Genomic DNA, 12,980 nt, shown 5'->3' with positions numbered 1-12,980 from the left:
CCGAAGCCTGGGTCTTCATCGCCCACATCCGCCTGCTCACGCGTCGCCTCGCAAGACCTTGAAATTGCACCAGTCGTTTTGATTCAGACACTTAGCTATACCGGTCACGCGTCGCCAGGCGCAGCAACGGCCTGTTGGTATAGTTCCGCCGTTTGCTGGTCGAAGCAGCAGAAGATGACGGTTTCCGGAACCGCGTTCTGGCCGATGAAGGCGCTCACGGTGCCAACGGCGATCTGCCTGGCCTGATCCTTTGGATAGCGGTAGACACCAGTCGAGATCGCTGGAAACGCTACCGTCCGACAACCCTTGGCGGCGGCGAGTTCGAGCGACCGGCGATAGCAGGAGGCGAGCAGTTCGGCTTCGCCTTTGCCGCCGCCTTGCCAGACCGGACCGACCGTGTGGATGATGTATCGCGCCTGCAGCCTGTAACCCTTGGTGAGTTTTGCGTCACCGACCTTGCAGCCATTCAGCATCCGGCATTCGAACTCAAGCTCCGGGCCGGCCGCTGTGTGAATGGCGCCGTCGACGCCGCCACCGCCGAGCAGCGACGAGTTGGCGGCGTTGACGATGGCATCGACCGCTAGCTTCGTGATGTCGCCGATATGAACGCGAATCCTCTGATTGATCTCGCTCATCTCACATCCTGAACACGCCGAACCGTGTCTCCTCGATCTCGGCGTTCAGCGCGGCGGATAGGCTGAGCGCCAGCACCTCGCGCGTCTTGGCCGGGTCGATGATGCCGTCGTCCCAGAGCCGGGCGGAGGAATAGAGCGGGTGGCCTTCATGCTCGTATTTCATCAGGATCGGCTTCTTGAATTTTGCCTCCTCCTCCGCGCTCCATTGCCCGCCCTTGCGCTCGATGCCCTCGCGCTTGACGACGGCCAGCACGGTGGCCGCCTGCTCGCCGCCCATCACCGAAATGCGGGCATTCGGCCACATCCACAGGAAGCGTGGCGAATAGGCGCGTCCGCACATGCCGTAATTGCCGGCGCCGAACGAGCCGCCGATGATCATGGTCACCTTCGGCACGCGCGCCGTGGCGACGGCCATCACCAGCTTGGCGCCGTCCTTGGCGATGCCGCCAGCCTCGTATTTTCGCCCCACCATGAAGCCGGTGATGTTTTGCAGGAAGATCAGCGGAATCTTGCGCTGGCAGCACAGCTCGATGAAATGCGCACCCTTGAGCGCGCTTTCGGAGAACAGCACGCCGTTGTTGGCCATAATGCCGACCGGCAAGCCGTTGAGATGGGCAAAGCCGGTGACCAGCGTGGTGCCGTAATTCTGCTTGAACTCGTCGAACTCGGAGCCGTCGACGATGCGCGCGATCACTTCACGCACATCATAGGGCTGGCGCAGATCCGTTGGGACGATGCCGTAGAGCTCATCGGCTGCATGAAGCGGCGGAATCGGATCGCGAAGTGCCAGCCCCATCTCCTTCTTTCGATTCAGGTTCTTGACGATGCGGCGGGCGATCGCCAGCGCATGCTCGTCGTCCAGCGCATAATGGTCGGCAACGCCGGAAAGCCTTGTGTGGACATCGGCGCCGCCAAGCTCCTCGGCGCTGACATCCTCACCGGTGGCCGCCTTTACCAGCGGCGGGCCGCCGAGGAAGATGGTCGCCTGATTGCGCACCATGATCGTTTCGTCCGACATCGCCGGCACATAGGCGCCGCCCGCCGTGCACGAGCCCATGACGCAGGCGATCTGCGGAATGCCTGAAGCCGACATGTTGGCCTGGTTGTAGAAGATGCGGCCGAAATGCTCGCGGTCGGGAAACACCTCGTCCTGGTTGGGCAGGTTGGCGCCGCCGCTGTCGACCAGATAGACGCAGGGCAGTTTGTTCTGCAGCGCGATCTCCTGGGCGCGCAGATGCTTCTTCACCGTCAGCGGATAATAGGTGCCGCCCTTTACCGTGGCGTCGTTGACGACGACCATGACTTCGGTGCCTTCGACGCGGCCGATACCGGCGATGATGCCGGCCGATGAGATGTCTTCGCCATACATCGACCACGCCGCGAACTGGCCGATTTCGAGGAAGGGCGAGCCGGTGTCGAGCAGCTGGGCGAGGCGCTCGCGCGGCAAAAGCTTGCCGCGGCTCTGGTGGCGCTCACGCGCTTCCTCCGAGCCGCCACGCTCGACGGTTGCGGCCTTTTCCGCAATGTCGGCGACCAGCGCCCGCATGCGCTCGGCATTGGTGCGGAAGGTGTCGGATGCTGGCGAGATCTGGGAGATGAGGGTGGTCATAGTGTTACCGGATCAGTTCGATCTTGCAGCCGATATCCAGGTCGCCCCAGTCACGGTCGGCGGTGACGGCAATGGCGTTCTCGCGAATTGCCAATGCGAGGCAGGCCCGATCGCCCAGCGACAAGCCGCGATGCCGCGTCAGCTCGCGAAGCTGACCAGCGGCGATGCCCATCATCTCGTCGAAAACAGCGACTGGCATACCGAGGCTGGCGAGGTCGTCCGCGGCCTCTTCCATGCTGCGTCCCCTGTCGATCAGCTTTGCGATGATTTCGGCCGCATTGACGGAACTGCATTGCGCATCCGGCGCGAAACCCAAGGCGATATCGGTGCCTTTCTCGTTGAGTAGGATCGCCAGCGCCGCCGAGCTGTCCATGACGTAGGGTTTCACTTGGCTCCCTCCCTCGCCATTCCTTCGGCATGAAGCCGGTCCAAACGTCTATCGCTTCGGCGCTGCTCTTCCCGCCGCTCCTTCAGAAATTCGTCGACGACACTTTCGCCCGGCTGTTTCAACGCCGACAATTCCGCCTGGACGCGCCTCAGATTCCGAAGCCACGACCTTACCCTCAGCTCGCCGTTCTCGATATAAAGGATCAAATCCTCGCCCGGTTTCACGCCCATTTCCTCGCGCATGGCAGCCGGGATAACGAAGCGTCCGCCCTCGCCAAGTCTGACGCGCTCGCGTTTCGCTGGAGTCCGAAGTGGAGTTTTCCGAGCGCTGGCAGCGAATTGCGTCTGCGGATTTTCGTCAAACCCAGCCTTTCCCGTTCTGTTGGTCATGATCTGCCTCGTTTCAGGAATATGACATAGCAGTGAATTATGGCACAATCCGAGTTTCCTGGCAATTTATCGAGATAGCACTAACCTCCTTCTGCCATGATTTCGCGCCCGATCAGCCAGCGGCGGATTTCGCTGGTGCCGGCGCCGATCTCATAGAGCTTGGCGTCGCGCAAAAGCCGGCCGGTCGGATAGTCGTTGATGTAGCCATTGCCGCCCAGCAGCTGGATGGCGTGGAGCGCCATCTGTGTCGCCTTCTCGGCGGCGAACAGAACGCAAGCGGCGGCGTCCTTGCGGCTCGTCTGACTGCGGTCGCAGGCGGTGGCGACGGCATAGACATAGGCGCGCGCGGCATTCATCGTCGTGTACATGTCGGCCAGCTTGCCCTGCACCAGCTGGAACTCGCCGATCGGCTGGCCGAACTGCTTGCGCTCGTGCACATAGGGGATCGCCACATCGAGGCAGGCCGCCATAATCCCGAGCGGGCCGCCGGCGAGCACCGTGCGCTCGTAATCGAGGCCCGACATCAGCACCTCGACGCCGCGCCCTTCCTCGTGAAGCAGGTTGTCGAAGGGCACTTCGACATTCTCGAACACAAGTTCGCCGGTGTTCGAGCCGCGCATGCCGAGCTTGTCGAGCTTTTGCGCGACGGAAAATCCGGCAAAATCCTTTTCGACGATGAAGGCGGTGATGCCGCGCGAATGGAGCGCCGGACCGGTCTTGGCGTAGACGACCAGGGTCTCGGCGTCGGGGCCGTTGGTGATCCACATCTTGGTGCCGTTGAGCACGTAGCAGTCGTTGCGCTTTTCGGCACGCAGTTTGAGCGACACGACGTCGGAGCCGGCGCCGGATTCGGACATTGCCAGCGCGCCGACCTTTTCGCCGCTGCACAGCGCAGGCAGATATTTTTCCTTCTGCGCCGGCGTTGCCCAGCGATTGATCTGGTTGACGCAAAGGTTGGAATGGGCGCCGTAAGAAAGGCCGACCGAGGCCGAGGCGCGCGAAATCTCCTCCATCGCCACGACATGGGCGAGGTAGCCCATGCCGGTGCCGCCGAATTCCGGATCGGCGGTGATGCCGAGCAGGCCGAGCCCACCGAGTTCGGCCCACAGATGCGCCGGAAATTCGTTCGAGCGGTCGATCTCGGCGGCGATCGGGGCGATCTTGTCCTGGGCGAAGCGCCGCACCAGGTCGCGCAGCGCCTCGATGTCTTCGTCAAGCCCGAAGTTGAGTGTGTGCGTGTACATGCCGTTCCTCCCGGCGCACGGCCCCGAAATCGAATTCAATTTCGGGAAGGATCATGCGCAAAATCAAGTGCTACAGCGTCCTTTGCTCGACGGAAGCGGCTGCGCTGCAGGCCGTTGCGCGCCATCGGCCTTTGCTCCAACCAGGCGCATCGTCATTGAAAGATATGTGGCGGTTACCTCCGAGATCGATAGCCGCTCGCCCGGCCGGAACCAGACGATGACGCCGGTCATCATCTGGATCAGCGCCATGGCTGTCAGCCCTGTGTCTTCGACGTCGAAGACGCCGGCTTCTGCGCCGTCGCGCAAGATGACGCGCAGCTCCTTCTCATAGGCAGTGCGCATACGCAGGATCTGCGTCAGGCGGTCATGCGACAGGCTGCGCAATTCCATGTTCGAGACATGGGTGGAATGGCGGCGTTCGATGTGGAAGGCGATGTGGTTTTCGACATAGGCGGCGAGCCGGGTCGCCGGATCGGCCGCCGCCGGGCGCGCCGCGGCCCACGCCTCGATCAACCCTTTCATGTGCTCGCGCATCAGCGTGAACAAAAGGTCTTGCTTGGTCGGAAAATAACGGTAGAGCGCCGCCGCCTGCACGCCGACCTCGGCGGCCAGCTGGCGCATCGACATCGCCTCATAGCCGAGACGCGCAATCAGGCTGACCGCCGCCTCGCGGACCGCTGCTTCGGTCTTTTCGCCGTCGGAACCGGTCGTGCGCGCCAGGGAAACCTCGTCGAAGGCAGTAATAAAACGAACGTTCAATTAATTCAAGAGATGTGGATCGAACGTCCAGCAGGCGAGACGGCGCAAGCCGCGCGGCTCTTCCTTCTCCCCCAAGGGGAGAAGGATGAGCGCCTTCAGTCCCCCCGTGCTGCCGCCAGCGCGCCGGGCAACTCCTCGGCAAAAATGTCGAGCTCGTGGTCGAGGCCGACGCTGACCCGGATGCAGCGGTCGAGCACCGGCACCATCGGCTTGCGGATGAACACGTCGCGCGACAGCAGCGCCTGCAGCACCTTCAGCGCGAAGGCGCCGTCGCGGCCGCAATCTATGGTGACGAAATTGGTTGCCGACGGCAGCGGCTTCAGCCCGTTTGCCTCAGCTATTTCAGCGATGCGCTGGCGGCCGGAAGCAACCCGCGTCACCACGCTTTGGAGATAGTCCTGATCGGCAAGCGCCTCGACGCCGGCGATCTGCGCCATGCGGCTGACGCCGTAATGGTTGCGGATCTTCTCAAAATCGCGGATCACCTGGGCATCGGCCACCGCGTAGCCGCAGCGTATGCCGGCCAGCCCGTAGGCCTTCGAGAAGGTGCGCATGCGAATGACGTTCGGCCTGGAGATATCGATCGGCGGCAGCGCCGACGCCGGGCCCAGTTCGCCATAGGCCTCGTCGAGCACCAGCATGGTGGTCTCCGGCAGGGCTTCGATGAAGCGGATGAGCTCCGCCGCTTCCCACCAGCTTCCCATCGGATTGTCCGGGTTGGACAGGTAGACCAGCGGCGCTTTGTCCCTGGCGACCGCAGCCAGCAGGCCGTCCAGGTTTTCCCGGTCGTAGGGGACCGCGACCAGCCGGCCGCCGACGCCGGCAATATGGAAATTGAAGGTCGGATAGGCGCCGAGCGAGGTGACCACCGCGTTATCAGGCGCCACATACATGCGCGCCACCAGGCTGAGCAACCCGTCTATGCCTTCGCCGACCACCACGTTTTCGGCACCAACGCCAAGATGCGCGGCGACAGCCAGCTTCAAATCGTGATTGTCGGGATCACAATACATCCACATGTCGCGGGCGATGCCGGCCATACGGGCTATGACGCGCGGCGAGGGGCCAAAACTGCTCTCATTGGCGCCGATGCGGGCGCGAAACGCGCGACCGCGATCCCGCTCCTGCGCCTCCGGGCCGACAAACGGCACCGTCGAAGGAAGCGCACTGATGATCGGCGTGAGGGGAGGGCGCTGGCGCATGGCAAAGGCTCGTTCGAAAAGGGATTTCTTGCTAGCGCGGCGCAGTTGGCCGCGCAAGCTCCCGCCTTGGCTGCAACCAGCATGCTGGATTCCCCCCGCTCTTTTTGCTAGCGAGATATCATGAACAATCGACTCCCACCTGCTTGGTCAAAGCACATCAAGCCCGGACCCGCGCCGAAAGCGAAGGTGCCGATAGCGAAGCCTTTAGCGAGCCCGCAGAAAGGAAACGCCCAATCGCGTGCGCAGGCCGACGACGCGCTGCTGAAACAGGCATATGCCTTTCAGCAGGCCAAGCGGCTCGACGAGGCTCAGGATCTATGCCTTCGGGTTCTGGCGCGCACGCCGAACCATCCGCTCGCCTTGTACATCCTGGGGACCGTATACCTGGGTTACGACGATGAAAGGGCCTTGCGATATTTCGCACGGGCGGTCGGCGAGGAACCTAAAAACCCGTACTATCATCTCAGCCTGGGCGAGGCCTATGTGAAGGTCAGCGAGTATGCGCCAGCAATCAAGCATATGCAGTATGCCCTGGAACTGCAGCCCGGCCTTATCGAAGCACTTTGCGCATTGGGGCGCACTTACACGGCGTTCGACAAACCCGACATGGCTTTGCCGCTTTACGAGAAGGCGCTGAAAATCAACCGCGATCATCCCAAGGTGCGAGCCGGGCTGGCCAGCGCGCTCAGCGGCCTGGGGCGTATGGATGAAGCCGCCGTCTATCTGAAAGAAGCGATCGATCGCCGTATTGGGGTGCCGGCTGCCTACAACGACCTCGTACAGACACGAAAGTTCACCGAGGAGCCCGAGGAGCTCCAATCCATCCTTCGTGAACTCGGTAATCCGAAACTTGGTTCGGAAGCCGCGCAGCAACTCCATCTCGCCGCCGGCAAGGTGCTAAACGACCTCAAGCGCTATGATGAGGCTTTCGACCATTTCAACAGGGCGAAACAGGCCTCCGGCTACAAGTTCGATATCGACTTGTATCGTCGGTGGATCGATACGATGATTGAAACCTTCACGCCGGACTTTTTGGCTGCAAGGGCCGGCTATGGAAATCCTTCTGAAGTGCCGGTGTTCGTGGTCGGCATGCCCCGCTCGGGAACGACGCTCACGGAGCAGATCTGCGCTAGTCATCCCGATGTTCATGGTGCAGGGGAGCTTAGCAAACTAAGGCGGGTCGCGAATGCGATCGGCCTGAAGACATCATCGGCTGGAGATTTGCACCAGCCAGTCACGTCGATCACGGAAGACCTGTCCAGAACGCTAGCCGAAGAGCATCTGTCCTATTTGCGGGAGCGGGCGCCTGCCGCGCTTCGCGTCGTGGATAAGATGCCGCACAATTTTGAACTGATCGGCCTTATCGGGCTTCTCTTCCCCAACGCACGCATCATTCATTGCCGTCGTGACGCCATCGACAATTGCGTCTCCTGCTTTGTCCTCAACTTTAGCGAGGGGCACAGCTACAACACCGACCTGAAAACACTAGGCCTGTACTATCGCGAGTATGACCGCCTGATGCAGCATTGGAACGAGATTTTTCCGGGCCTTATCTTCGAAAATCGCTACGAAACGCTGGTCGAGGACCAGGAAGCGCAGTCACGCCGCCTGATAGATTATCTCGGGCTGCCTTGGGACGACGCCTGCCTGCGCTTTTTCGATAGAGATGGTTCGGTCAACACACCCAGTCGCTGGCAGGTTCGTCAACCGATTTACAAATCGTCCGTCAAGCGCTGGAAAAATTATGAAAACGAAATTCAGCCGCTGATACAGTCGCTGGGCGATCTTGCAGAGATTTGACTTGAGGTCGGCGGTCCGCATTGTGTGGGCCGCGGGGGGTCGCAAGCGCATAGATTCGCGGGCCGATTTTTAGCGTGCGCCGGCACCGGTCAGCCATCCCTCCTTCGTCATCCCAGGGCGGAGCAGGAGCGAAGCGACGTCGCGGAGACCCTGGGATCCATGCCGTTACGGTCGGCAGTGCTCCTCCGGACCAGAACCGAACGCCACCACCCGGCCGGTGTGGATCGTGCTGCGCTCTGGCTCGCGGTCATATAGACGTAACCGGTCGCGGTTGAAGGGTAGCTCGCGCCGTTGCGGATGCAAGCGCCGTTCTGAGCCGCTGCATTCTTCGGCGGATGTCACGGAATGGATCCCAAGGTCTGCGCTCCGCTTCGCGTCGCTCCGCCCTAGGATGACGAAGGCATGATCGCCAACCGCCGGCGTTTGAGATTGGCAGATGACCGCAGATCCAGCAAAGAACGACCATGGCCGGGCATCGGCCGCGCCATACATTCCACCCTTGACAGCCACGCCGATACGAAAAAACCCGGCGGTTGCCCGCCGGGTTCTATTTCAGTCAAACGCTGCTGATTAGAACGAGCGCTGGAAGCGGAGGATGCCGCCGAAGTTATCCTCCTCCTCGGCACCGGTCCAGTTGCTGACGGTGTCCTCACCAACATGGAAGTAGGCGGCTTCGGCCGTGATCGTCAGGCCGGGGACGATATCGTAAGCGATGTTCGCCACGACGCCGAGGTTCTTGCCCTCGTCATAGGAGATCTGGGTGTTGAACGAGGTCTTCTCGTTGATGGTATAGGTGCCACCGCCCCAGACTGCCCAATTGCCGCTCCACAGCTTGTACATGCCGCGGCCGGCGGCGGGGATTGCGAAGCCGCCGTCCAAGTAGTTGTCGTCGGTGCCGTAGCCGGCCATGATGAACAGCGACAGGTTTTCCATCGGCGTGACGTCAAGGCGAACCTTGCCGGCCACTTCTTCATAGTTGGCGTCGTAGGCAATGACGCCGGTGATCGCGCCCCAGCCCTGCGTCCACTTCACACCGCCGACGACATGCGGGATGTAGCTGTCGATCGTGAAGTCGCCATAACCTTGTTCGAGCGAAACCACGGCGGAGAAGCCGTTGCCGGCGTCGAAATAGTACTGGACGACGTTGGTGTCGAAGCCGCCGTAGGGAACCAGCGTATCGTTCATGACGTTGCCGGCGTAGCCGATGAACGTATCGAAGGCCGATTCGTCCTTACCGACGCGAAGCCCACCGAGCTGGATCCAGGCGAAGTTCAGCGAGACGCCTCTGTCGTAGGCTTCGTTGAGGAGCGGAGCTGTGTCGCCTTGGGTGTTGCGGAAGTTGAAGCGGGTCTCGGTGTACGTCTTCAACGTGCCGAGCTCGGTTTCCTGGCCGGTCCAGGTCTTCAGCGCGAAGCGAGCACGCTTCCAGTAGGTATCCTGCTCGTCGCCGTCCTCGACGTCGACGGTCCCCGCACCCGTGAATGTGCCGACGTCGCCGACGCCGATGTCGTAGCGGACATAGCCGCCGATGCGCAGGCAGGTCTCAGTGCCGGGGATGTAGAAGTAGCCAGCGCCGTAGACGTCGCAGATGCGGACGTATTCAGCGGGTTCCGGCTCGGCAACGACGACGGCGTCGGCGGCGCGCGCACCGGAAACTGCGACCAGAGCCGCAGCGGAGCCAAGAAGAAGGCTCTTGATGTTCATTTTCTGACCTCCAGTCAAAAGTTAAAAAACGGGTCTGGGTATTCTTTGCTGAAGGACAGCGTTCCCTGCCCCATCCCCACTACCGAAAAAGATGCGCACCGCGCCGCTCCTTCGAATTCGACATTACCCATGAGGCGGCGGCGTTCAACCACCATCGTATCGGCAGAAGGTCTGTGCGGGTGCTATCCCCAAACGTTGTTGCACAAATGACACGATTTGGCCTCACTCGGAAAGCTCCCGTTAACCATTGAGCCTCTTGGGAGCCCTTACAATCCGGCCGATTCCGGCAATTGCCCCTCCCGGAATTGCGACGATGTTGTGAGTCGTCAGCCAAGGGATTGCCGCAGAATCGCCGCATGGCAAAAGCGCCGTTTCGGCAGAGGCCGGTTTTTTCAACGATAATGGGTCAGGCTTGTTGATTGTGCCGGCGCTTTTCTTTATCCACCGGCGCAACGGAGAGGTGGCCGAGTGGTCGAAGGCGCTCCCCTGCTAAGGGAGTAGAGGTCAAAAGCTTCTCGTGGGTTCGAATCCCATCCTCTCCGCCATCCTGCTTCGCGCAGCGCGCTTCGCAGGACGCGTCCCCCCTTTCCGCGAAAGCAGGATGCGCTGCGGCACTGCCTCAAATAAATTCCTCAGTTATCGAGCATTACTTTGAGCCGAAGCGTTGCTCGGTCCTATCCAGAAAGGCGGCGATGGCGCCGGGCAGGCCGCCGGTCTCGAGGAAAGGCGCATGACCCTGGCCCTCGACGGTGATCGTCTCGACACAAGAGTGACGCTTTCGCATCTGTTCGAGCGTCTCGGCGGACAGCAGCTTCGAATTGGCACCGCGTATGGCGAGCAGGGATATCGCCGCCAGTGCTTCGAACTGCGGCCACAGATCAGGCAGCTTCTGGGTCAGGTCGAGTGCCGCCAGCGTGTCGACCAGCTTCGGGTCGAAATCCGGCACCAGCCCCTCATCCGTCTCTCGGTAAAGGGCCGATACCATCCGCTCCCAATCCGCCTCGGTCAGGGCAGGAAAGTCGCTGCCATGCGCGCCGCGTTGGGCGCCGACTGCCTCGGCATGGGTCTTCGGCATCGGCGTGCGCTCGAGATAGGAGCGGACATGGGCGAGACCGCCGGCCTCGATCACCGGGCCGATATCGTTGAGCACGATAGCCCTCAGGACTGCCGGCCGCATCGCCCCGAGCACATGGATGATCAACCCGCCGCGCGACGTGCCGATGAAACCCGCCTCCTCGATGCCTAGCGCCGCCAGCCCAGCGAGGATGTCGCCGGCTTCGACGCCGACATTGTAGTGGCTGACATCGGGGTCATAGGCGGATTGCCCGCGCCCGCGATAGTCGAAGGCGACAATTTTTCGGGGACTTTCCGTCCATCGCGACAAGTGCAGCGCCAACTCATGAAAATCGCGGCTATTGCGGGTCAGGCCGGGCAGGCACACCAGCGGCCAGTGTCCGGAGTTCGCTTCGCCGTAGATGCGGGCGTGGAGTTCAAGCCCGTCCGGCGATGCGTAGAAAAAATCGGAAAAACCGCTCGACATTTGGACTCGATTCCTCTGGATTGTGCTGATTGCTACAGGCGAGATGTGTCTGCGGGACAGCACCCCCCCCTCTGTCCTGCCGGACATCTCCCCCGCAAGGGGGGAGATTGGATGTCACGTCGGCTTTCGCCAATCTCCAGCGTTTAAGAGAAGGCGAGGCGTTGAAACCGCCGATCTCCCCCCTTGCGGGGGAGATGTCCGGCAGGACAGAGGGGGGGTGTGAAGGATCACCGGCCTCTGGTTTTTCCAGACGAGGACCCAGGTCTTGCTTCGAACGCTTCCTCTCTCGCTTGCGACGATCGCTCGTTTAACTCCGCCCGTTCACCAAATCCCCCACAATGTCGTACTTGCCGGAAATGCGCATCTTGTAGACTTCGTAATTCTCCATCACGCGCTGGACGTAACTTCTTGTTTGCGTGTAGGGAATCCGTTCGATCCAGTCGACGACAGCGTCGATGTCCTTGCCGCGCGGGTCGCCATATCTAGCCACCCACTGGGCCGCGCGGTTGGGGCCGGCATTGTAGCCGGCGAAGGTCAGTACGTAGGAGCCGTCGAAGCGGCCGAGCTGCTCGCCGAGGAAGGCGGCGCCCAAGGTCGCATTGTAGCCGGCGTCGGTAGTCAGCCGCGCCTGCGAGAAGGTCATCCCGGCCTTCTCAGCCAATTGCCTGGCAGTCCCCGGCATCAGCTGCAGCAGCCCGCGTGCGCCGGCGCTGGAGACGGCACCGATGTTGAACTCACTTTCCTGGCGGGCGATCGCATAGGCCAGCGCCTTGCCCGAGCCGGAAATGTTGGCGGTCTCGGGAATGACGCCGAGCGGATGCGACAGCGCCCCGACATCGATGCCGCGCGCGCCGGCGATCTTGCCGACTTTCAGCGCCAGGAAGTGATTGCCCTGCGTTTCCGCCATCGCGGCCAGCAGCGCCAGCTCTCCGGCACTGGTCAGCTGTCCAGCGAGGTCGCGGTAAAGTGTGTCGGCGTAGCGCTGATAGCCCGCCTCCTGCAGCCGCTTGATGGCGCTGACAGCCTCGCGATTGGCGAAATTCCTATGATCGGTGGCGCTCGGTTGCGGATAGGCGATGTTGAGGACCTGCCGGCCGACGCGCTCGCCGGCGAGCTGGCCGTAGAACGTCGTGCCATAGGCGGCGGCACGGGTAAAATAATCTTTCGCGCTACCAGGGCCGCCGGCTTCGGCCGCACGGCCGAGCCAGTAATAGGCGCGCGACAGCGATATCGGCCCCTGGGTGAGACCGGCGATCCGCGCGAAATGCCTGGCGGCGGTGTGGGGATCGTTGAGGCCGCGCAGCGCGTACCAGCCGGCATGAAACTCCGCATCCGCCGCGTTGGCAGCACTTTCGGCGGCGTGTGCTGCGACTACCCTGTAGGCGGTCTTCATATCGCCCCGGTCGACCAGTTCGCGCGACAGCACCCGGCGCTCGGCCCACCAGGCATTCGGGTCGATCAGCGCGTTGCGATCGCTCGGCGCCTTCATCATCACTGCGGCGGCGTCGGAAAACTTCTGCTGCTTGCGCAGAAATTGGGCTTGCGCGAAGAGATAGCCGGCCGAACGCTGCGCGGCGGGCACCGCCTTCAGCAGTTTGGCCGCTTTCTTGTCGCCCCTGTCCGCCGCTGCCCCGCCCCGGCCCCCGGGGGGGGGCCCGCGGGGGCGGGGCCCCGCCCGCGCGGCGTTGGCCCGGCGGGCGAGCACCGGCG

General features: G+C 62.3%; 11 protein-coding genes and 1 tRNA gene. 2 read left to right on the top strand and 10 right to left on the bottom strand.

What is annotated here, in order from left to right; genetic code table 11:
* Positions 1-104: 104 nt before the first annotated feature.
* The 7 genes from NKH12_RS27780 to NKH12_RS27750 all read right to left on the bottom strand — a co-directional run bounded on the left by NKH12_RS27780 (position 105) and on the right by NKH12_RS27750 (position 6,226).
* Entirely contained in the window at positions 105-635 is a 531-nt protein-coding gene (locus tag NKH12_RS27780) for an O-acetyl-ADP-ribose deacetylase (protein WP_352956071.1), read from the bottom strand.
* 1 nt (position 636) lies between these two features.
* Complete coding sequence (locus NKH12_RS27775; protein ID WP_352956070.1) at positions 637-2,244, bottom strand: carboxyl transferase domain-containing protein; 1,608 nt, start codon at positions 2,242-2,244, stop codon at positions 637-639.
* A 4-nt stretch (positions 2,245-2,248) separates the two neighbouring features.
* Positions 2,249-2,632 (bottom strand): PIN domain-containing protein, encoded by a 384-nt coding sequence (locus NKH12_RS27770; protein ID WP_192356790.1) that lies wholly within the window; start codon positions 2,630-2,632, stop codon positions 2,249-2,251.
* On the bottom strand, positions 2,629-2,862 hold the full coding sequence (locus NKH12_RS27765; RefSeq protein ID WP_352956073.1) for an AbrB/MazE/SpoVT family DNA-binding domain-containing protein: 234 nt from the start codon (positions 2,860-2,862) through the stop codon (positions 2,629-2,631). Before NKH12_RS27765 ends, NKH12_RS27770 begins: the two co-directional genes overlap by 4 nt.
* Positions 2,863-3,101: 239 nt before the next feature.
* Positions 3,102-4,265 carry an isovaleryl-CoA dehydrogenase gene (locus tag NKH12_RS27760; RefSeq protein ID WP_352956069.1) on the bottom strand — a complete coding sequence of 388 codons (1,164 nt, stop codon included), beginning with the start codon at positions 4,263-4,265 and terminating at the stop codon, positions 3,102-3,104.
* 63 nt (positions 4,266-4,328) lie between these two features.
* Positions 4,329-4,985 carry a TetR/AcrR family transcriptional regulator gene (locus NKH12_RS27755; RefSeq protein ID WP_352956072.1) on the bottom strand — a complete coding sequence of 219 codons (657 nt, stop codon included), beginning with the start codon at positions 4,983-4,985 and terminating at the stop codon, positions 4,329-4,331.
* A 134-nt stretch (positions 4,986-5,119) separates the two neighbouring features.
* Positions 5,120-6,226 carry a pyridoxal phosphate-dependent aminotransferase gene (locus tag NKH12_RS27750; protein WP_352956068.1) on the bottom strand — a complete coding sequence of 369 codons (1,107 nt, stop codon included), beginning with the start codon at positions 6,224-6,226 and terminating at the stop codon, positions 5,120-5,122.
* 120 nt (positions 6,227-6,346) lie between these two features.
* Here NKH12_RS27750 and NKH12_RS27745 point away from each other — a divergent pair, with 120 nt between their 5' ends.
* A complete protein-coding gene (locus tag NKH12_RS27745) occupies positions 6,347-8,026 on the top strand; it encodes a tetratricopeptide repeat-containing sulfotransferase family protein (protein ID WP_352956067.1) in 1,680 nt (559 codons plus the stop codon).
* A 570-nt stretch (positions 8,027-8,596) separates the two neighbouring features.
* Here the strand turns inward: NKH12_RS27745 and NKH12_RS27740 are convergent.
* Positions 8,597-9,730 (bottom strand): porin, encoded by a 1,134-nt coding sequence (locus NKH12_RS27740; protein WP_352956066.1) that lies wholly within the window; start codon positions 9,728-9,730, stop codon positions 8,597-8,599.
* Positions 9,731-10,184: 454 nt separating this feature from the next.
* On the opposite strand from NKH12_RS27740, the gene NKH12_RS27735 reads away from it, so the two are divergent.
* Positions 10,185-10,275: transfer RNA gene (locus NKH12_RS27735), tRNA-Ser, on the top strand.
* A 101-nt stretch (positions 10,276-10,376) separates the two neighbouring features.
* Here NKH12_RS27735 and NKH12_RS27730 read toward each other — a convergent pair.
* Entirely contained in the window at positions 10,377-11,270 is an 894-nt protein-coding gene (locus NKH12_RS27730) for an alpha/beta fold hydrolase (protein ID WP_352956065.1), read from the bottom strand.
* Positions 11,271-11,577: 307 nt separating this feature from the next.
* Positions 11,578-12,980, bottom strand: a 1,403-nt coding sequence (locus tag NKH12_RS27725) for a lytic transglycosylase domain-containing protein (protein ID WP_352956064.1), incomplete at its 5' end; no start/stop codon positions are given.

This window comes from Mesorhizobium sp. M1322 (genome assembly GCF_040318085.1).
Taxonomy (GTDB): domain Bacteria; phylum Pseudomonadota; class Alphaproteobacteria; order Rhizobiales; family Rhizobiaceae; genus Mesorhizobium.
The sequence above is the reverse complement of the archived record's forward strand: the minus strand, read 5'-3'. Positions and strand labels throughout refer to the sequence as shown.

Bases quoted from the DNA above. Each gene is read 5' to 3' on its own strand.
- NKH12_RS27780 (WP_352956071.1), bottom strand. From the start codon at position 635: ATGAGCGAGATCAATCAGAGGATTCGCGTTCATATCGGCGACATCACG.
- NKH12_RS27775 (WP_352956070.1), bottom strand. From the start codon at position 2,244: ATGACCACCCTCATCTCCCAGATCTCGCCAGCATCCGACACCTTCCGC.
- NKH12_RS27765 (WP_352956073.1), bottom strand. From the start codon at position 2,862: ATGGGCGTGAAACCGGGCGAGGATTTGATCCTTTATATCGAGAACGGC.
- NKH12_RS27760 (WP_352956069.1), bottom strand. From the start codon at position 4,265: ATGTACACGCACACACTCAACTTCGGGCTTGACGAAGACATCGAGGCG.
- NKH12_RS27750 (WP_352956068.1), bottom strand. From the start codon at position 6,226: ATGCGCCAGCGCCCTCCCCTCACGCCGATCATCAGTGCGCTTCCTTCG.
- NKH12_RS27745 (WP_352956067.1), top strand. From the start codon at position 6,347: ATGAACAATCGACTCCCACCTGCTTGGTCAAAGCACATCAAGCCCGGA.
- NKH12_RS27740 (WP_352956066.1), bottom strand. From the start codon at position 9,730: ATGAACATCAAGAGCCTTCTTCTTGGCTCCGCTGCGGCTCTGGTCGCA.
- NKH12_RS27730 (WP_352956065.1), bottom strand. From the start codon at position 11,270: ATGTCGAGCGGTTTTTCCGATTTTTTCTACGCATCGCCGGACGGGCTT.